Annotated in this window: 16 protein-coding genes; 3 read left to right on the forward strand and 13 right to left on the reverse strand. The window is 57.6% G+C overall.

Annotated features, from left to right (window positions below; genetic code table 11):
• Positions 1–67: 67 nt before the first annotated feature.
• From FIV03_RS20350 to FIV03_RS20400, 11 genes are all read right to left on the reverse strand, one after another.
• The gene (locus FIV03_RS20350) at positions 68–1132 is read right to left on the reverse strand and encodes a BMP family ABC transporter substrate-binding protein (protein WP_152510769.1); all 1065 of its coding nucleotides are present in this window, start codon (positions 1130–1132) and stop codon (positions 68–70) included.
• A gap of 98 nt (positions 1133–1230) precedes the next feature.
• On the reverse strand, positions 1231–2145 hold the full coding sequence (locus tag FIV03_RS20355; RefSeq protein ID WP_077292855.1) for an ABC transporter permease: 915 nt from the start codon (positions 2143–2145) through the stop codon (positions 1231–1233).
• The gene (locus tag FIV03_RS20360; RefSeq protein WP_152510770.1) at positions 2138–3226 is read right to left on the reverse strand and encodes an ABC transporter permease; all 1089 of its coding nucleotides are present in this window, start codon (positions 3224–3226) and stop codon (positions 2138–2140) included. The genes FIV03_RS20355 and FIV03_RS20360 overlap by 8 nt, the downstream gene beginning before the upstream one ends.
• Positions 3226–4791 (reverse strand): ABC transporter ATP-binding protein, encoded by a 1566-nt coding sequence (locus tag FIV03_RS20365; protein ID WP_152512006.1) that lies wholly within the window; start codon positions 4789–4791, stop codon positions 3226–3228. The genes FIV03_RS20360 and FIV03_RS20365 overlap by 1 nt, the downstream gene beginning before the upstream one ends.
• 42 nt (positions 4792–4833) lie before the next feature.
• A complete protein-coding gene (gene xdhC, locus FIV03_RS20370; RefSeq protein WP_152510771.1) occupies positions 4834–5847 on the reverse strand; it encodes a xanthine dehydrogenase accessory protein XdhC in 1014 nt (337 codons plus the stop codon).
• Positions 5847–8183 carry a xanthine dehydrogenase molybdopterin binding subunit gene (xdhB, locus tag FIV03_RS20375; RefSeq protein ID WP_152510772.1) on the reverse strand — a complete coding sequence of 779 codons (2337 nt, stop codon included), beginning with the start codon at positions 8181–8183 and terminating at the stop codon, positions 5847–5849. Before xdhB ends, xdhC begins: the two co-directional genes overlap by 1 nt.
• The gene (gene xdhA, locus FIV03_RS20380; RefSeq protein ID WP_152510773.1) at positions 8167–9651 is read right to left on the reverse strand and encodes a xanthine dehydrogenase small subunit; all 1485 of its coding nucleotides are present in this window, start codon (positions 9649–9651) and stop codon (positions 8167–8169) included. The genes xdhB and xdhA overlap by 17 nt, the downstream gene beginning before the upstream one ends.
• 337 nt (positions 9652–9988) lie before the next feature.
• Positions 9989–10939: a LysR family transcriptional regulator gene (locus tag FIV03_RS20385; protein WP_152510774.1), complete on the reverse strand. Its 951-nt coding sequence runs from the start codon at positions 10937–10939 to the stop codon at positions 9989–9991.
• A gap of 13 nt (positions 10940–10952) precedes the next feature.
• Complete coding sequence (locus FIV03_RS20390; RefSeq protein ID WP_031268497.1) at positions 10953–11930, reverse strand: quinone oxidoreductase; 978 nt, start codon at positions 11928–11930, stop codon at positions 10953–10955.
• 230 nt (positions 11931–12160) lie between these two features.
• A complete protein-coding gene (locus tag FIV03_RS20395) occupies positions 12161–12877 on the reverse strand; it encodes a CDP-alcohol phosphatidyltransferase family protein (protein WP_152510775.1) in 717 nt (238 codons plus the stop codon).
• 180 nt (positions 12878–13057) lie between these two features.
• On the reverse strand, positions 13058–13933 hold the full coding sequence (locus FIV03_RS20400) for a DUF2182 domain-containing protein (RefSeq protein ID WP_209010550.1): 876 nt from the start codon (positions 13931–13933) through the stop codon (positions 13058–13060).
• 238 nt (positions 13934–14171) lie between these two features.
• Here FIV03_RS20400 and FIV03_RS20405 point away from each other — a divergent pair, with 238 nt between their 5' ends.
• Positions 14172–15374: a UbiH/UbiF family hydroxylase gene (locus tag FIV03_RS20405; RefSeq protein ID WP_152510777.1), complete on the forward strand. Its 1203-nt coding sequence runs from the start codon at positions 14172–14174 to the stop codon at positions 15372–15374.
• Positions 15375–15394: 20 nt separating this feature from the next.
• On the opposite strand, the gene FIV03_RS20410 is transcribed toward FIV03_RS20405, so the two are convergent.
• A complete protein-coding gene (locus tag FIV03_RS20410) occupies positions 15395–15817 on the reverse strand; it encodes a DUF1801 domain-containing protein (RefSeq protein WP_152510778.1) in 423 nt (140 codons plus the stop codon).
• A 42-nt stretch (positions 15818–15859) separates the two neighbouring features.
• Positions 15860–16816: an AEC family transporter gene (locus FIV03_RS20415; protein ID WP_062488760.1), complete on the reverse strand. Its 957-nt coding sequence runs from the start codon at positions 16814–16816 to the stop codon at positions 15860–15862.
• Positions 16817–17041: 225 nt separating this feature from the next.
• Between FIV03_RS20415 and FIV03_RS20420 the strand changes: the two genes are divergently transcribed.
• Both FIV03_RS20420 and FIV03_RS20425 read left to right on the forward strand, forming a co-directional pair.
• Positions 17042–18007: a lysophospholipid acyltransferase family protein gene (locus FIV03_RS20420; protein WP_152510779.1), complete on the forward strand. Its 966-nt coding sequence runs from the start codon at positions 17042–17044 to the stop codon at positions 18005–18007.
• Between the two features lie 82 nt (positions 18008–18089).
• The gene (locus FIV03_RS20425) at positions 18090–19130 is read left to right on the forward strand and encodes a CoA ester lyase (protein WP_152510780.1); all 1041 of its coding nucleotides are present in this window, start codon (positions 18090–18092) and stop codon (positions 19128–19130) included.
• Positions 19131–19177: the final 47 nt, after the last annotated feature.

Here is a 19177-nt window from a genome sequence, read left to right on the forward strand (position 1 = left end):
GTCACCAGAATTGAAAACGGCCCGGAACCGCTGGCTCCGGGCCGTCCTGGATAGGTGATTACCGCGATTATTGCGGCAGTTTGTCGTCGATACCCTGCACGTACCAGTTCATGCCGAGAATGGCTCCATCGTCGAGCGCGACGCCATCTTCAGCGGCAACTGAGCCGTCTTGCTTGGTGATCGGGCCGGTGAACGGCTCCCAACCGCCGGAGATCTTGGCTTCGGTTTCCTTGGCCATTGCAACGACATCATCCGGAAGATTGGTGTAAGGCGCCATCACGACGTGACCTTCGGCAAGGCCTGCCCAGGTGCTCTTTGGCTCCCAGGTGCCGTCTATGACTTCCTGGATGCGCTCGATGTAGTACGGACCCCAATCGTCGATGATTGCCGTGTACTGGGCTTCCGGTGCGAACTGGATCATGTCGGATGCCTGACCGAAGCCATGCACGCCACGTTCCTGAGCTACCTGAAGCGGTGCGGTGGAATCGGTGTGCTGCGTGATGATGTCGGCACCCTGATCGATCAGCGCCTTTGCAGCGTCGGCTTCCTTGCCCGGATCGAACCAGGAATTGACCCAGACAACCTTCAGCTTGAAATCCGGGTTGACGGATTGAGCACCGAGCAGAAACGCATTGATGCCAGAGACGACTTCCGGGATCGGGAACGAGGCGATGTAGCCTGCGACGCCGGATTCGGACTGTTTGGCGGCGATCTGACCGATGATGTAACGGCCCTGGTGGAACTTGGAGTTATAGGTCGCGACGTTGTCGGCAGTCTTGTAGCCGGTCGCGTGTTCGAACTTCACGTCCGGAAACTTCTTGGCGACCTTGATCGTCGGGTTCATGTAACCGAAGGACGTGGTGAAGATGACATTGCAGCCTTCACGGGCGAAACGCTCGATCGCGCGCTCTGCATCCGGACCTTCCGGCACACTTTCAAGATATGCGGTTTCCAGCTTGTCGCCGAAATGCTTTTCCGCATCGAGACGGCCCTGGTCGTGCTGATAGGACCAACCGAAGTCGCCAACTGGTCCAACGTAGATAAAGCAGGCTTTGACGTCTGCCGCGTTTGCGGCAGAGCCGGCAGCTGCGAAGGCAACGGCGGCAACGGTTGCTTTCAAAAGAGATTTCATCTGGTTCTTTCCCCTCTGTTTCGATCTCTCTGTTGCGATCTTGTTCAAGGCCAAGCCCCCGATCGCACCGGGGCCGGGCCAACCGGTTGCTGGGAGGCTTACCGGTCTGGAACGAATGGCTTGCCGAGACAGGCTGGCGTGTTGACGAGCGTCAGTCTGCGGTTTGCCGAAATGAGCACAAGCACCAAAATAGTCGCAAGGTACGGCAAGCTGGACAGCAGTTGGGACGGAATGTCCAGCTCAACTGCCTGGGCGTGCAGGTTCAGGACGCTGACTGCACCAAACAGATAAGCGCCAATTACCACGCGCAGGGGCAGCCACGACGAGAACACGACCAATGCCAGTGCAATCCAGCCTCGGCCTGCTGTCATGTTTTCAACCCACTGAGGCGTATAGGCAAGCGACATGTAGGCACCCGCAAGACCTGCACAGGCGCCGCCAAAAAGAACCGCTGCGAACCTGATGCGAATAACGGAATAACCAAGAGCGTGAGCCGACACGTGGTTATCGCCAACAGACCGAAGTACGAGGCCAAGCCGGGTCCGGAACAGGAAATAGGCGACAGCGATGACCAAGGCGAAACTCACATAAACGAGCGCGTCCTGCTGGAAGAAGACAGGCCCGAAGAATGGAATGTCGGACAGCACAGGAATGTAGAGATCCGGCAGTTTCAAGCCTGGAATGCCGATGAAGGCCTCCCCTATCAGGCCCGAGAAGCCGACGCCGAGGATGGTCAGGGCAAGACCAGTTGCCACCTGATTGGTTACCAGGACAAGCACAAGGAAGCCGAAAAGTGCCGACATGGCCATGCCGGCGGCAATTGCCGCAAAGACGCCAAGCGTCCCGGATCCGGTCTGATTGGCGACGGCGAAACCGACTACGGCCCCCATGATCATCATGCCCTCGACACCAAGGTTCAAAACACCGGAGCGTTCGACCACGAGTTCGCCGATAGCAGCAATCAACAGCGGTGTCGCTGCGGTGATAACGGTCAGGAGAACGGCTTCAAACATGGGAGACCTCCCCTGCCGAACCGCGCCGGCCGACAAATCTGATGCGATAGAGGATGAGTGTGTCGCAGGCGAGCACGAAGAACAGCAGAAGGCCCTGAATGACACTGGCAATCTTGTTGGAGACACCCATAGCCGATTGCACCGCTTCTCCGCCGATATAGGACAATGCCAATACGAAACCCGCGACGATGATACCGAAGGGGTTCAGCCTTCCCAGAAAGGCGACGATGATGGCTGTAAAACCATAACCGGGAGAGATGGTCGGGAGGAGCTGGTTGAGCGCGCCGGATACCTCCATCGTGCCGGCAAGGCCTGCAAGACCACCGGCAATGGCGAAGGAAAACAACGTCAGTTTCTTGGCAGAAAAACCGGCAAAGCTGCCTGCGCGAGGGCTTTCGCCCATCACCCTGATTTCGAAACCCTTGATGGTCTTGCCGAGGACCACCGCAAGCACGACTGCGACGAGCAAAGTGATGGGGGCCGCATAGCTGAGTGACGTTCCGGGAATGGTCGACAAGGTGGCGGCGTCGGAGAAGATCGCCGATTCCGGGAAGTTGTAACCACCTGGATCCCGCCACGGTCCGCGAACCAGGTAGTCCAGCAGGAGACTGGCGACATAGACCAGCATGAGGCTGGTCAGGATTTCGTTGGTATTGAACCTGGTTTTCAACAACGCCGGGATCAGGGCCCAGAGTGCCCCTCCGATAGCGCCGAAGGCCATCATCAAGGGAAGCGTGGCAGCACTTTCGAAGTCCGGCATCAGAATGGGCAGTGCAGAGCCGAACAGCGCGCCGACGACAAACTGGCCTTCAGCACCGATGTTCCAGTTGTTCGACAGATAGCACACCGACAAGCCGCAGGCGATCAGGATGAGCGGTGTTGCCTTGGCGATTGTCGCGTTGAGAGACCATTCTTGTGTCAGAGGTTCGATGAAGAACTTATATAATCCGAACAATGGGTTATGTCCGGATATTGAGAAAATGAGTCCGGCTGCGATTGCGGTCAGACCAACAGCGATCAATGGCGACAGCAGTGCCATCTTCCGGCTGTGTTCTTTTCTTTTGACGAGTTCGACGCGCATCAGGCAACCTCCCCTTGCGCTTCCGCGCCGCCTGCCATGAGCAGGCCGACCCGCTCGCGGTTCATGTCTGAAGTCGGCTCGGCCGCAGACAGATAGCCTCTGGAAATAACCGCAATCCGATCGGCGATTTCAAAGATTTCATCCAGGTCCTGGCTGATCACCAGCACCGCGGATCCGGAGCGGGCAAGATCGATGAGTGCCTGCCGGATAAGAGCGGCGGCACCGGCATCGACACCCCAGGTTGGCTGGTTCACGATCAACACACCAGGTTTGCGGTCCAGCTCGCGGCCGACTACAAATTTCTGAAGATTGCCCCCTGAAAGGGAACGCGCTTCCGGATCGTCATGGGACATGCGCACGTCGAAGGACTTCTTGATGCGCTGTTCCATCTTGCCTGCATTGGCATTGGAGACAAAGAAACCACTGACCAGCTTGTCACCGGTGCTGTGGCGCGTCAGAACGATGTTCTGCGATAGTTTCATGCCCGGTACGGCGCCGTGGCCGAGACGTTCTTCAGGCACGAAAGCCGCGTTCTGCCTGCGTCGCCAGGTAATGTTCCTGTTGCCGCAAGGCTTGCCATCCAGAACGACCATGTCGGCTACCACTGGCATTTCACCGGAGATCGCGTCGAAGAGCTCACCCTGGCCGTTGCCTGCAACACCGGCGATCGCGACCACCTCACCGGCCCTGAGATCCAGCGAAACCTTGTTCAGCGCTGTTGCGAATGGCGTTGCGGCTTTTGCGGACAGGTTCTTCAGGGCAAGCCGGGTTTCGCCGATCTGCGGCTTTTGAGAGCTGGCGCTTACGGAGGCAACGTCGGCTCCCACCATCATGCTGGCCAGAGATGCCGGTGTTTCCTTGGTCGGGTCACATTCGCGCACCACCTGGCCATGCCGAAGGATCGTCGCGTGGTGACAGATGCGTTTGACCTCTTCCAGCCGATGGCTGATGTACAGAACGGCACAGCCTTCCTTGGCCAGACGCTCCAGCGTCAGGAAGAGAAGATCCGCTTCCTGGGGCGTGAGCACCGATGTCGGCTCGTCCATGATGATCAGCTGCGGTTCCTGAAGCAGGCATCGGACAATCTCGATACGCTGGCGGATGCCGACCGGCAAATCCGCGACAATGTCGTCCGGATTCAGGGGCAAGCCGTAGTCGCGCGACACGGATTGGATCCGATTGGCGAGTTCAGACATTCGCCCCGGATTTGGCAATGCCAGCGCGATATTTTCTGCAACCGTCAAGGCTTCGAACAGCGAAAAATGCTGGAACACCATACCGATGCCGAGTTCGCGAGCAGCTGCCGGGTTGCCGATGTCGACCCGTTGGCCCTGCCAGAGAATTTCACCGCCATCCGGCTCCAGTGAGCCGTAGAACATTTTGACGAGAGTCGATTTGCCCGCGCCATTTTCGCCAAGGAGTGCGTGTATTTCACCCTTGTTTATGACGAGATCGACCCTGTCGTTCGCCAGAATGTCGCCAAATCGTTTGGTCAGGCCCCGGGCATCGAGCAAAGTATCCTTTCCGGATCTGCTTTGCCGCGCCGTGCCGCCGTCCCCTGTCATCGTTTCTGTTTCTGCCACGCCGTCCCCCAAGCGAATGCCGCCTTATTGACCAAGTGTTAGTTTTTGTGCAAGCCCCCCGCCTGCAGCTGCCTGTTGATGATTTCCAGCTTCGTCCCGAACCAGCAGATCGACAGCTATTCCTGCAGCGATTGCAGCGGGTTGTTTTGATTTGACTGAAGTCACCCCGACGGGACAGACCATGTTTGCCGTCAAAGTGTCATTCAGCCCCCGGGCCTTCAGTCGTTTCAGGAAGCGAGCCCTCTTGGTTTTGGAGCCGATCACACCGCAATAGGCAAAGCGTTGTTGAAGCAAGGCACGTGCCATGATGTCTTCATCCAGGGCGTGCGAGTGGGTCATCGCCAGGACAAAGGCGCCATCAGGGGCTTGTTCAAGGCAGGCAGCTGGATCAGAGCTTGCAACTTTCCTGACATTTCCCGGAACCGCAGCCGGAAACTGGTCCGCCCTGCTGTCTATCCATGTCACGCTGAATGGCAGAGGTGCGAGCGCCAGGACAACCGCTTTTCCTACATGCCCTGCACCAAAAAGATAAAGATCGCGCCGCTTGCTGCCAAATTGCTCGATCAGCAACTGCTTGCCCGTTTTTTGGTCAAGTTGAAGGAGGAAGCGGTTCGCAGGAACGTCCGGCAGCAGATCGCGTGTCTGCACCACACCGTTCACAACACTGGCCTCGGTGGAAAACTGCGTTCCGTCGTTCTCCCGAAGCGAGAGTGTCTGAGCCATTTCAAGCGATGACGTTGTCAGCACCTCGATTGCGATTTGCGTACGTCCACCGCAGCACTGACCGAGGTCCGGGCCAAGCGAGACATTGTGGAGCTCGAAGCTGGCCACGCCATCCCGGAGAGCTTTGTGGGCACGGCGGATGGCTTCGAACTCAAGCGTGCCGCCACCAATCGTGCCATAAAATCCACCACCAGCCGTTACAACCATACGAGCACCGTCTTCACGCGGTGTCGAGCCATCGGCACGAGCAACGGTAACGAGTGCACAAGCGCCGTTTCGCGTCAAACAGTCGGCAATGTGCCCCCACACCTTCATCAGGAGATCTTCCTCCGGCGCATATCCTGGACGGCTTTCATGATTGCTTCAGGCGTTGCCGGCGCGTCCAGATTGGGAACAACTCCTGGGCTAAGGCTCGCGACGGCATCATTGATCGCGCAAAACACCGCATTGGCCAACATGACAGGCGGTTCGCCAACGGCCTTGGACCGGTAAACGGTTGCCTGAGGATTGCCGCTGCCTTCATAGAGACGAACGTTGAATTCTTCGGGAATATCGGATGCTGTCGGGATCTTGTAGGTCGAGGGAGCGTGGGTACGAAGGCGGCCCTTTTCGTCCCAGACCAGTTCTTCGGTGGTAAGCCACCCCATCCCCTGAACAAAGCCACCTTCGATCTGCCCCAGGTCAATTGCGGGGTTCAGCGAATGGCCGACATCGTGAAGAATATCCACCCGGTCGACGGTCATCTCGCCGGTCATCGTATCGATCGTCACCTCGGCGCATGCGCCTCCAAAGGCAAAGTAATAGAAGGGGCGCCCGGTAGCGCTTTCCCTCTCCCACGTTATCCCTGGCGTTGCGTAAAAGCCTGCGTGTGAAAGCTGAATACGTGCCATGTGCGCCAGCTTGGCAACTTCCGAAAGGGCAAAGCTCTGGTCACCGACAACCACCTTGTTGTCGCCGAAGAAGATTGCTTCCGGTCCGCATTGATACAGTTCGCACAGGAAGGTTATCAGTCGGTTCTTGATTTCCTTCGCCGCCAGCTTGGCGGCCATGGCGTTGAGGTCTGTGCCGGAAGATGCAGCCGTTGGGCCCGTGTTGGGAACCTTTGAGGTGTTGGTGGCGGTGATGCGTACCTTGGTCAGGCTGACACCGAATTCTTCCGCAACAACCTGCGCAACTTTCTGATAGAGTCCCTGGCCCATCTCGGTGCCACCATGGTTCAGGTGAATCGAACCGTCGGTATAAAGATGAACGAGCGCACCGGCCTGGTTGAGATGTTTCAGCGTGAAGGAAATGCCGAACTTAACCGGTGTCAGGGCCAGGCCCTTTTTCAGAACAGCGTTGTTTTCGTTGAAGAAGCGCACATCATCACGTCGTGCCCAATAGTCTGAACTCTCTTCCAGTTGGGCGATCAGGTCATGCATGACCTGAAACTCTTCCACCGGCATGCCGAAAGGCGTCAGGTTCCGTTCCCCGTCATAGAAATTCAGCTTGCGGATTTCGAGCGGGTCCTTGTCGAGACTGATCGCGATCGCATCGATCATGCGTTCGGCAGCGAGCATACCTTGCGGTCCACCGAACCCGCGGAATGCGGTGTTGGAGCAGGTGTCCGTACGCAGGCGCCGGGAGCGAATGAGCGCATCCGGGTAGAAGTAGCTCGAATCGGCATGAAACAGCGTTCGATCGTTCACACCGAGTGAAAGATCGACCGAATAACCGCAACGGGCCAGAAACTCCATGTCGACGGCGCGGATGCGACCTTCGCTATCGTGGCCGACCTGCCAGTTGACCTTAAAGTCGTGCCGCTTGCCGGTCATGATCATGTCGTCGTCGCGGTCGAGGCGGATCTTGCAGGTTCGGCCCGTGTGACTGGCAGCGACGGACGCCAGGGCAGCCCATTGGTTCGCCTGCGATTCCTTGCCACCGAAACCGCCTCCCATGCGGCGAACCTCAGCCGTAACAGCGGCATCGGGTACACCAAGCACCTTGGCAACCGTGTGCTGAATTTCGGTGGGGTGCTGGGTCGAGGAATACACCAGCATGCCGCCGTCTTCCTGTGGCTGGGCCATGGCGATCTGGCCTTCCAGGTAAAAATGCTCCTGTCCGCCTATTTTCATGCTGCCAGTGAGGATTTCCTCGGCTGCGTTCATGCCGGTTTCAGGCGAACCACGCCGGAACTGATAATCCGGAAGCACTGTGGTGTCGGCGCCGACAGCGTCCTCAGCCGTCAGGATGGGGGTGATCGGTGCAATATCGATTTTTGCCTTCAACGCTGCTTTGCGCGCCAGGTCTCTTGTTTCGCCAACGACAGCGAAGGCGACCTGCCCGTAAAACAGGATTTCATCCTCGGCGAAAACAGGATCATCGCCAAAAGCGGATGAACAGTCGTTCTTTCCCGGGACATCCTTCGCGGTCAGGACGGCAACCACACCTGGAGAAGCCTGGACTTCTTCAAGATCCATTGCCAGGATCCTGCCCCTGACAGCCTGTCGTGACCAGCCGGGCACCACGTGAAGCGTGCCAACGGGTTCGACCATGTCGTCGATATAGGTCGCCGTACCGGAAACGTGTTTTGTCGCGCTGTCATGCGGCAACGCCTTGCGGACATGCTTCAGGGGTGTTGTCAGGTCGTTGGGATCAAGCTGCGCGGTCATGGCCTGCCTCCCGCTTGGCAAGCACACGTAGTTCTTCCGGTGCGGTGCCGCTGACCTCCATAAGAGCCTTTGCGAGCAACGCCCGCGCCGTTTCCATTCGGTACTCGGCACTTGCGCGCATATCTGTCAGTGGCGTGTAATCGGACAGCAATGCCTGCATGGCCGCGCCCCAGGTGGACGGATCGTCCAGCGAAGCTCCTTTCAAGGCAGCTTCCGCACCGGTTGCCCGTTTCGGTGTTCCAGCCATGCCGCCAAAGGCGATCCGGGCATCCGTAACCACGCCGTCTCCATCCACCGTCAGGCGGAATGCCCCCATGACGGATGAGATGTCCTGATCGAAGCGCTTGGTGATCTTGTAGCAACGGAAAGCCTGATTTGCAGAAAGCCGGGGCACGAAGAGACCGGTTACGAACTCTCCCGGTCTACGATCCTGCTTGCCATAGTCGATGAAAAATTCTTCCAGCGGCAGCGCCCTCGAGCCTTCTGCGGAATGCAGTTCCAGAGTTGTCCCCAGAGCGATCAATGCAGGGGGCGTGTCGCCGATCGGCGAGCCATTGGCAATGTTTCCGCCGACTGTTCCCGAGGCGCGAACCTGCTTCGAGCCGATCCGGCGCCAGAGTTCACCCAGGTTTGATGAAATGCCGCTCATGGCTTCTTCGGTCGCGGCATAGCTAGCCGTTGCGCCGATCAGCACCCCGGACGGACTGTCTTCCACACGGTCGAGGCCCTCTATTCGGCCAAGCCAAATCATCTTTGGCAAGTCGCGCAGATGCTTCGTTATCCAAAGACCGACATCTGTCGCCCCGGCAACGAGGGTCGCATTGGGGTGCTGGCCGTAAAGTGCCGCCAGACCGTCAAGCGTTGCCGGCGAGGAAAAGAAGCAGTCGCTATCTCCGATGAAGACATCGCTGCTGTCGGAAAGTTGTCGCAACTGTTCCCGCGTTTCATGAGCCCGCCACGAAAAAGCATCGTCTGCAGCGTCAAAACAAGAGTCCAACGCGGCGTCGATAATCGGTCTGTATCCCGTGCAGCGACACAGGTTTCCGGCCAGCCATTCTGTGACGGTCTTGCGTGATTTTTCCGCCCCTGCGTCATGATAGAGCGTGAAAAGCGTCATGATGAAGCCGGGCGTACAGAACCCGCACTGTGAGCCATGCATCTCGACCATCGCGGCCTGAACCGGGTGGAGCCTCGTATCGTCGGAAAGGTCTTCGACAGTCACCAGTTCGGCGCCATCGATCATGCCGAGCAACTGGATGCAGCTGTTCACGGGCTGATAGACCAACTTGCCGTCGATCAATCGGCCAAGCGCGACGGTGCAGGCCCCGCAGTCGCCCTCGCCGCAGCCTTCCTTCGTGCCGGTTTCGCGGCGGCGGAGGCGCAGGTAATCGAGAACGGTTTCCGTTGGACCGACATTCGCAAGTTCAACGACTTCACCACCTTTAAGGAAACGGATCGTGTCACGCATGGGCCTGCTTCCCTATCTTGGCCAGCAGCTGACCGGAGACATTTGATGCGTAACAGTTTGAACATTCCGCACGCTTGAGGTGCTTTGCATCACGAGCCGCAATAAGGTGGTCATGGCGTTTCCGGTGCGAAGAATGCTGACCAGGTGCCTTACCCATGCTCCACAGCCTGCTCATCAGGCCGCTTTCGGGCCTCACCCGGGCTGTATTCAGATCGTGCGTTGGTAAACGCCCCATCAGTTTTCTCCCTCGCACGGCGCATTGCCGCAAAACTGTCACAAAAAAATGTGCCTTAAAAAAACATGGAACCAAAGCGCTCATTTGAGACCGCAATGTTGCCTATTTGGCATCAAGAGCTGAAAGTTGGTCCCTCAAAGCGAACACGGCATGGTCGAAAAACATGCCCGGCGCAAGCGCAAGTGCACGCAGAGACGACGTTACCACACAGAGCCGGTCGGCCTGAAGCGGCGTATCGGACAAAGGTTTGAAGATCAGGAATCCGTTGGCAAGATCATCTTCGCAACCGATCATCGTCTGAAAGCCAATTACCTGTTCCTCCCTGGCAAGGGCTCGCATCAGCCTGAGCGAATTGGCTTCCACATATGTGCGCGATGCACCGGGTATTCGGCTTCGTACGATGTCGAGGCGAGTGCGCAGTGACAGTCCCTCTGCGGGCAGCGCCACCGGATATTTCAGGCAGTCCTGCAGTCCAAGTGTTTTCGCGTCGGCCAACGGATGATCCGGACGCATGAGTGCGCCGATCACGAGATCATGGTGAAAGGCTGTTGTGAGCGCCGAGGTCTCCGGAGGGTCGAAGGTGAAGCCAACGTCGGCTTCAGCGGCCTCCACCTTGCGGGCGGCTTCTCTGGATGAGGAAATCGAGACATTCACGTGAATGCCGGGATAGCTCTTGCGAAACGTGCTGATGACCGCCGGGAGGAGCTTTTCGGCGACGCTTTCGACGCTTGCAATCGAAACCGTACCGCGTCGCAGTCCCTTCAAAGCGTCGAGTTCGGCGACCGTGCCCTCGAAATCGGAATAGGTGCGCCGGATATGTGCCAGCAGCAATTCTCCGGCTTGCGACAGACGCAGGCGCCGGCCGACACGGTCAAACAACTGCAGTCCGAGCGCCTCTTCCAGCCAGAGAACCTGCCGGTTGATGGCAGATGACGCCACGTTGAGCTCCCGGGACGCGGCGCGGATCGAGCCGGCCTCGGCGACGGCCAGAAAATAGCGCATCGCCGGGCTGTAAAGATTTCGAGAAAGATCCTGTGCTCGTCCGGACCGCATGAATTTTCAGCTCTTAGGGGATCAGGACCGTGGTACCTGTGGTCTTGCGGCCTTCAAGGTCCTGATGCGCCTGGACGGCATCGGCAAGCCTGTATTCCTGGTTGACGCCGATCTTGACGATGCCTTTCTGGACGACATCGAACAATTCGCCCGCGGTTGCTTCCAGTGCTTCGCGGCTGGCGATGTAGCTGAACAGCGTCGGCCGGGTTGCGAACAGAGAGCCTTTCTGGGCGAGGAGCGCCAGGTTGAAGTCGGCAATTGGCCCGGAGGACTGACCGAAAGTGACCCAAAGGCCCCTCGGTTTCAGGCAGTCGAGCGATCCGGGATAGGTGTCCTTGCCGACGCTGTCATAAACAACATCGCAGCCCTTGCCGCCTGTTATATCCTTTACCCTGTCGACAAAGTTTTCAGTCCGGTAGTTGATCACGTGCTGGTAGCCATGTGCCTTTGCAAGTTCGACCTTTGCTTCCGAACCGGCAGTACCGATGACAGTGGCGCCGAGATGTGCTGCCCATTGACCGGCAATCAGGCCGACGCCTCCGGCAGCAGCGTGAAACAACAGTGTCGTGTCCGGGCCAACGGAATAGGTCTGGCGCAGAAGGTACTGTGCCGTCATGCCCTTCAGCATCATGCCAGCAGCGGTCTTGTCGTCGATCCCGTCTGGCAGGACGACAAGACGATCTGCAGGCACGATTCTTTCCTGCGCGTAGGCACCGAGCGGGCCAACATAGGCCACACGGTCTCCGGGGCTGAGATGTGTCACACCCTCGCCGACTGTCTGTACAACCCCTGCCCCCTCGTTGCCGGGGCTGAACGGCACGCCGGCAGGGGCTGGATAGAGGCCGGAGCGGAAATAGGTGTCGATGAAATTGAGGCCAACTGCTGTGTGGCGGATGCGTGCCTCGCCCGGGCCGGGCTCACCGACTTCGATATGTTCCCAGCGCATGACATCCGGTCCACCGGTTTCGTGTACGCAGATTGCTTGAACCATGACTTTATCCCCGGGATGATGGGCCGACACCGATTTGGTCTTGCGGCAATTGAAGTTGGCAAGACCATAAATGATTTCAACGCCATCGGAAAAGGTCATTCCGAAGCATAAATGGCATCAAGCGTTCGTGACGCTTCTTTCCGGCCAGCGCCTCAAGAAAAAGTGCGGCACGACACCGGCGCCTTAGGTCGCGCCAGTGCCAAAACTGGATTTGGAATGTAGGGAAAGGGTCAGTCGACCCTGTCGAGCAATTGCTGAACAGCAGAGACCAGTAGCAGATAGAAACTGGCTGCCGTGAACGCCCATGCGAGCGGGCCGTTCAAAGCCATACCGTCCAGAATGGCGTAAGCGGCCAATCCCATCCAGAGCAATGTCACCGGCAAGGTAATCATGCGCCAGCGACGCACGCGGACAGGATGGACAAAGCGGACAGGAGCGAACGTCAATGCGCAGCACAAGAGCACGAACATGATCGTGAAGCTTTGCGATGGCGACAGAACCATGAGGCCGAAAACGACCATGTTCCATCCGGCGGGAAAACCCTTGAAGGAGCCGTCGGGTGTCTTCATGCCGTTGTCGGCAAAATAAAGAGCGCCGGTAAAGACCACGAGCCCGCCACAAATCCAGTTCCAAGGGCTTGTCAGCATCAAGCTCCAGGAAAGCGCGAAAGCTGGAAGAAACACGTAGGTGGCGTAGTCGATCACGAAATCCAGCGAGGCACCGGACCAGCGAGGCAGACGCTCTGCAATCTTGTAACGGCGCGCCAGCGGACCATCGATGCCATCGATGAAAAATGCCAGTCCAAGCCAGGCGAACATCTCCGCCCAGTTCTCGCGCGCACCTGCCAAGAGGGCAACAAGAGCGATCGGAGCACCGGAAGCCGTCAGGATATGGATCAGGAACAGAGCGGGCTCAGTCCTCTCTTTACCTGGTGTAATATCCGCCACGGGGTTCCCTCACTTTATGATCTGAACGCAGTAAACTGGTGCACTTGCGTTCTGAGATGTGTGCGGTTCACGATTGACCCGCTGGCCCATGGATCACACACTGACGCTGATACGGTCCTTTATTGCAATCGTATGACAGTGTGAACCTAAAAAACAGTCCCCGCACCAATAGCAGTGAATTTAGGTTGCCGCATTTCCCAAAAGGATGAGGGAAACGAGGATACCTGCCCAGACCAGCAGAACAGCCCCGATGGCAGGCGGGAGAATGCGGCTCGGGAACGTTTTTTCAATTGCCATCAACGCGCCGAGCAGCGCGATCCAGACAATGTTCATCAGGCCGACCGCGAACATGACTGTCATTACCGCCCAGCAGCAGCCAAGGCACACCCAGCCCTGCACCAGTCCTTCCCGCAAGCCCGACATCGCTCCCGGCCCAGCATCGTTATTGGCAAACACCCAGCGCGGATACCAGCAGCGCCGGAGACAGGCTTTCTTGGAGGGAGTGAACTGATACAAACCCGCGGCAAAGAGGACCGATGTCGTCAGAGCCATGCTTGCAGGTGCCATCATATCCGTCATGGCGCCTGCCCGGGACAAAGCCCATTGCGCCGCGGTTGCTGCGACCGCGTAGCCAAGCCAGACCGCCAGATAGCCGAACATTGCGGTGATAACGAGAAGTACCGGCGTTGCCGTGCTGCCCGGCTCTGCCGAAATCTCGGTGTAATAGGCCCGAAGCATCGGCACCGCCGTAGGCAACATCATGGCAATGGCCATCATTGCCCACATCAGAAAGATCTTCACAAGATCAACCGTCGTCATGTCCGCACCTGGCATTCCAAATGTTGCGCTGGTCGGCAGGCAAAGAACCGCAAGTGCGGCCCGCGCTTCCGCAGGCAAACCTGCGAACTGGTTGAAACTGTTGAGAATCACCATGCCGGGTCCGGCTTCGCTCATATCCATGACCGGTACCATGTCGGCAACCATTGCAATCAGATATGCCCAGCCGGCGGCGGCCAGTATCGAGACCAGCACAAGCACCAGCGGCCAGCCACGCATGTTTTGTTCCGGCTTGGCGGAACCGGCCTGATTGGAAGGTGTGCGGGTCAAACTCGTCATTTCGGCCTTAAGGTGGCGTGTTGGTCCTGGGTCTTGAGACGTCTTAGCGGATTAATCGAAGCAGGCATTTGATCTTACTCATGGTCGACCTTGAATGCCCTGCGTGTATTCGTCCCGTTGATTTTGAGCCCACAAACAGCAATTTAGATCTCAAGATCAAATCAGATGGAATTTTACCATGTCCAGCAGCCACGCGCCGGAACAGTTTGACATTGCAATCGTCGGCGGAGGGCCATCCGGGCGAATTGCTGCTCTTGCTCTGGCCCAGCAGGGGCTTTCCTGCGTCCTGATTGCCCCCTCAATGGAAATCAAGGATGGCCGGACAACCGCGCTGTGGCAGCGTTCCATCGATCTGTTGCGCGATATTGGCGTCTGGTCGGACATAGAAGGCAACGCCGCATCCTTGAAGAAGATGCGCATGATCGACAGCACGGGGCGGCTTTTTCGTGCACCTGAAGTGGTCTTCGACAGTTCTGAACTTGGCTTGGAAGAGTTTGGTTTCAATATCTTGAACAGTGAACTTAATGTAGTGCTTGAAAAATTCTGTGCTGCGCAAGCCGGGCTTGAAGAGATTTCGGAAACCGTCGAGAGTGCCGAGTTCGGAGACGAACACGCTACTCTCGTCACCCGTGGGGGTCGGACGATTTCTGCCAAATTGGCCGTAGCCGCAGATGGCCGCCGGTCAACACTGCGTGAAGCGGCAGGGATTGAAGTTAAAAGCTGGTCGTATCCGCAGGTGGCTGTTGTTCTGAATCTTGAGCACCGGCTTCCACACCAGCAGGTCTCGACCGAATTCCATACTGCGACTGGTCCGTTCACATTGGTACCTCTCCCCGGCAGACAGTCGTCACTTGTTTGCGTGGAAACTGCGGACGGTGCTGCAGATCTGTTGGCGATGACGGAGGAGGACCTGGAAGCGGAACTCGAACGGCGGGCACATTCGATACTGGGTCGTTTCAAACTGTCTACGAAACCACAAAGTTTTCCACTTTCAGGACTGACTGCCACTTCCCTGGTTGGGCCGCGTCTGGCGCTTGTGGGCGAGACCGCGCATGTCTTTCCGCCCATTGGCGCGCAGGGTCTGAACCTGTCGTTGCGTGATATCCGGGACCTCATCTCCGTCGTGGCATCGGCGGTGCGCGCGCGCGCCGACTTTGGTGGCAAGACCGTTTTGAGTGCTTATGAGAAGAAACGGTTCAGCGATATCCGGACACGGACAAACGCGGTGGACATGCTGAACAGATCACTGCTGACAGGCTTTCTGCCGGTCCAGGCTGCGCGAAGCGCGGGCATGTATCTGGCCGGCAAGATTGGTCCGTTGCGGCGCTTGCTCATGCGGGAGGGCATTGCACCGGGAACCGCGTTTCAATTGCATCGATAGACGGTTTTCCGGTTATGCTTTCAAACACGTGACCGTGCTGCTGATCGCTTGGCGCTGTGATACGTCAGAGCCATGGCGATCATCTGGCGGAGTGCATCTTCTGGCAACGGCCGACCTTGACTGAAGTGAACGCTTCTATCGCCGCCAAAGACGAGATCCGGAAACATTGTGCGCCAGTCAGACACCAGTGAAGATTGACAATTGACATAGAGAGCAACATCCCCTGCCCCGGAATTGTCCCGGTCTATCCGGATTGTCGTTCCGGTTTTCGGGCGCTTCGTCAGATAGCTGGCCTGACCCCATTTCAAGGTTTCTTCCAGTTCTCCGATATCGTCGCGCTGCGTCGCCGTCTCGGTGATCAGTGACCTGATGGTCAGCAGTCTTTCGCGGATATCCGGCGGGTAACTTTCGAATATCGCAAGGACTTCCGGATTGTCTTTCACCACAAGCCCTCTTGTTGATACCGGGATGTCTGGTTTGATCTTCTAGCCACCGGTTGGAAGGAAACCGCTCGTCAGCGCCCAGATGAAACCGGTAACGGTGACGATCGACAAGGCCGTTCCTATCAGTACGAAGCTCGACGCCCGCTGAACATACGTCCCATATTGCTGCGCGATAACAAAGACGTTTGTCGCCGGCGGCAGGCAGGACATCAGAACTGCAGTTGCGATCCAGTTGGGATCGAAGCCGCCAAGCCATGTCAGGAGCAGAAAAATCAGGATCGGGTGCAACAGCAACTTCACACCCAGCACCAGCGGCAGTTCCAGCGGTATCCGACCGATCGGACGAAGCGCAATGCTGACGCCCATGGCAAAGAGAGCGCAAGGTGCTGCCGCATTGCTGAGATAGCGCAAAAGCGTATCTATCGCTTGAGGTGGCTTGATCTCCAGCGCGGCGGCAAAGACGCCGGCAATCGTAGCCAGGATGAACGGATGGGTGAAGATCCTGACAACAATCTTCTTCAAGGTCCCAAGGATCGATTCTTCTTCGGTACCGGCCAATGCCATCATCAGCGGTGCGAGAATGAACATCAGTGCGTTGTCAAAGGCCAGAATGAGCGCGGTCGGTACGGTTGCCTGCTCACCCAGAACAGCCAGCGTCAAACCCGGCCCCATATAACCGATGTTGGAATAGGCGCCGGCAATGCCCAGGATCGTGGATTCGCCGATGTTGCCGCGTGTTGCGACCACACCTATGCAGAAGGAAATCGCGAACACGATGTAGGTCGTGAAGGTCGTGGCGGTAATGTAGGACGCATTTGCGAGCTCTTCGATCGGCGTCTCAGACAACAGACGGAAGAAGAGCGCCGGAAGGGCCAGGTAGATCACGAAGAAGTTCATCCAGCTCAGGCCTGCTTCGGGCAGGTTCTTGATCTTGCCGGCACCGAAGCCGAGAAGGATCAGTCCGAAAAACGGAAGAGCCAGTGAAATGACGTTCTGCATTCAAATACCAAAGATGAAGACGACGCGTTGTATCGCGGTTGGTTGGGTTTGAAGGCGCTTGCATCTTGCGCCTGGCTTGGATATGGACGCGTGACTTGGAGGTCACCTCGGTGATCCGCATTCCAATCAGGTCTGAGGGCGCATCGCAAGGCCCCAATCAGTCGGACAAGGTCGGAAGTGCCCTCTTTTCAGGACGGGCGGACAACATGAAAGCATTCGGTCGTAATGTCCCGCAAAAAAAAGCATCGTAAACACCCGAAGCTCACAGCTGTGCAAAACCGGGTGGAAGGCTTTGCGCTGACGTTGGCCATCTGGCTGTTCCGCCTGATCCCCGTAGACGTTGCCTCCTATGTCATGGGCGCCTTCTGGCGTCGGCTGGCACCGTTCAATCCCAGACACAAGCGTGCTCTGCGCCACTTGAAGAAGGCCTTTCCGGGCATGCGGCGCGCGGAACGAGAACTGATTGTGCGTGGGATGTGGGAGAACCTCGGCCGCGTGGCAGCCGAAACATTCCACATCGACCGGCTTCTGAAACAGGATTACCGGTTTGAAGCAGTTGCGGATGAAATCACCGGACAGGTTCTGAACGGCGAGCGTGCCTGTTTGTTCGTTTCATTCCACAGCGCAAACTGGGAATTGTGTGTTCAGCCCGCCGTCCGGCGCGGTATCGAGATAACGGGCGTCTATCAGGCTCTGCGCAATCCGGAGGCCGACAAGGCCCTGCAGGCGCTGAGGAAAGACCTCTACAAAGGCGGTCTTTTGTCGAAAAGCCACCAGACAGCTCGCAAGATCCTGGCGACCCTGAAAAGCGGCGGTATCGTCGCGATGATGGGAGATCTCAGGGAAACGCGCGGCGTGCAAGTGCCCTTTTTCGACCAGATGGCATACGCCACGCCGGTCCCGGCTTCGCTCGCCCGGTCCTGCAAGGTGCCGATTGTTCTCGGCCGGGTCGTACGCAAGAAAGGTGTGCATTTCCGGATTGAGGCCCAGGCCGTCGAAGTACCTGTAACGGTTGACAGGCAGGCGGATATCGAGGTCGCAACAGCAAGGATCCACGCAATTTTCGAAAGCTGGATCCGCGAACACCCCGAACAATGGATGTGGATCCACAAGAAGTGGGCGCCTCCAGGTAAAACGTCTGCCCAGAAGCAGGCCCGGCGCGCAGCAGCGGCTCGCCTGGAAGACGATTAAGCCTGTTCTCCTTTCGGGGTATGGTTGCAGCGCAGCATTGACGTTATAGCTATTCCTCAAACTGGTGGAGGGCAGCTGTTTCATGAAAACCCCAAGCGCATTCTACAAGCCGCTCGCAATCGGCGCGCCGGACCCGTATCGCGAACTTCCCGTCTCGCTGGAGCGCATGATCCATTTCGTCCCTCCGCATATTGAAAAGATGCGGTCCAAGGTGCCGGATCTCATCAAGAACGTCGATGTCGTACTCGGCAACCTTGAAGATGCAATCCCCGCCGATGCCAAGACGGACGCCCGGAAGGGCTTCATTCAGATGGCGCAGGATAATGACTTCGGCACCACTGGCCTGTGGACCAGGGTAAATTGCCTCAACAGTCCCTGGTTTCTCGACGACCTTCTTGAGATTGTTCCTGCGGTTGGAGAAAAACTCGACGTGGTGATGCTTCCCAAGGTGGAAGGTGCCTGGGATATTCATTATCTCGACCAATTGCTTGCGCAGCTGGAAGCCAAGGCTGGTCTTTCCAAGCCGATCATGATCCACGCCATTCTGGAAACGGCCGAAGGCGTCAAGAACGTCGAAGAGATTGCAGCAGCCAGTCCGCGGATGCATGGCATGAGCCTGGGACCGGCAGACCTTGCGGCTTCGCGCGGCATGAAAACAACACGTGTGGGCGGCGGCCATCCCGACTATGCGGTCCTTTCAGATGCTGACGGCGCAGGTGGCCGAACCGCTTATCAGCAGGATCTTTGGCATTACACGGTCGGAAAGATGGTCGATGCCTGCCTGTCTTACGGCCTGAAGCCTTTCTACGGCCCGTTTGGTGATTTTTCCGATGCGGCAGCCTGCGAAAGTCAGTTCCGCAATGCATTCCTGATGGGTTGCCTTGGCGCGTGGTCCCTGCATCCGACACAAATCCAGATCGCGAAGAAGGTTTTCTCTCCGGATCCGGGCGAAGTCGCCTTTGCCCGCAAGATCCTTGAGGCTATGCCGGATGGAACCGGTGCCGTGATGATCGACGGCAAGATGCAGGATGACGCAACCTGGAAGCAGGCAAAGGTGATCGTCGACCTTGCAAAACTGGTTGCATCCAAGGACGCGGAACGCGCGGAGGTCTACGGCCTTTAGACTTTCGCAAGGCTCGTCGTCTAAGGTTTAATGTTACAATGCTTGCA

Origin of the sequence: Labrenzia sp. THAF187b (assembly GCF_009363375.1) — a bacterium.
Classification (GTDB): domain Bacteria; phylum Pseudomonadota; class Alphaproteobacteria; order Rhizobiales; family Stappiaceae; genus Roseibium; species Roseibium algicola.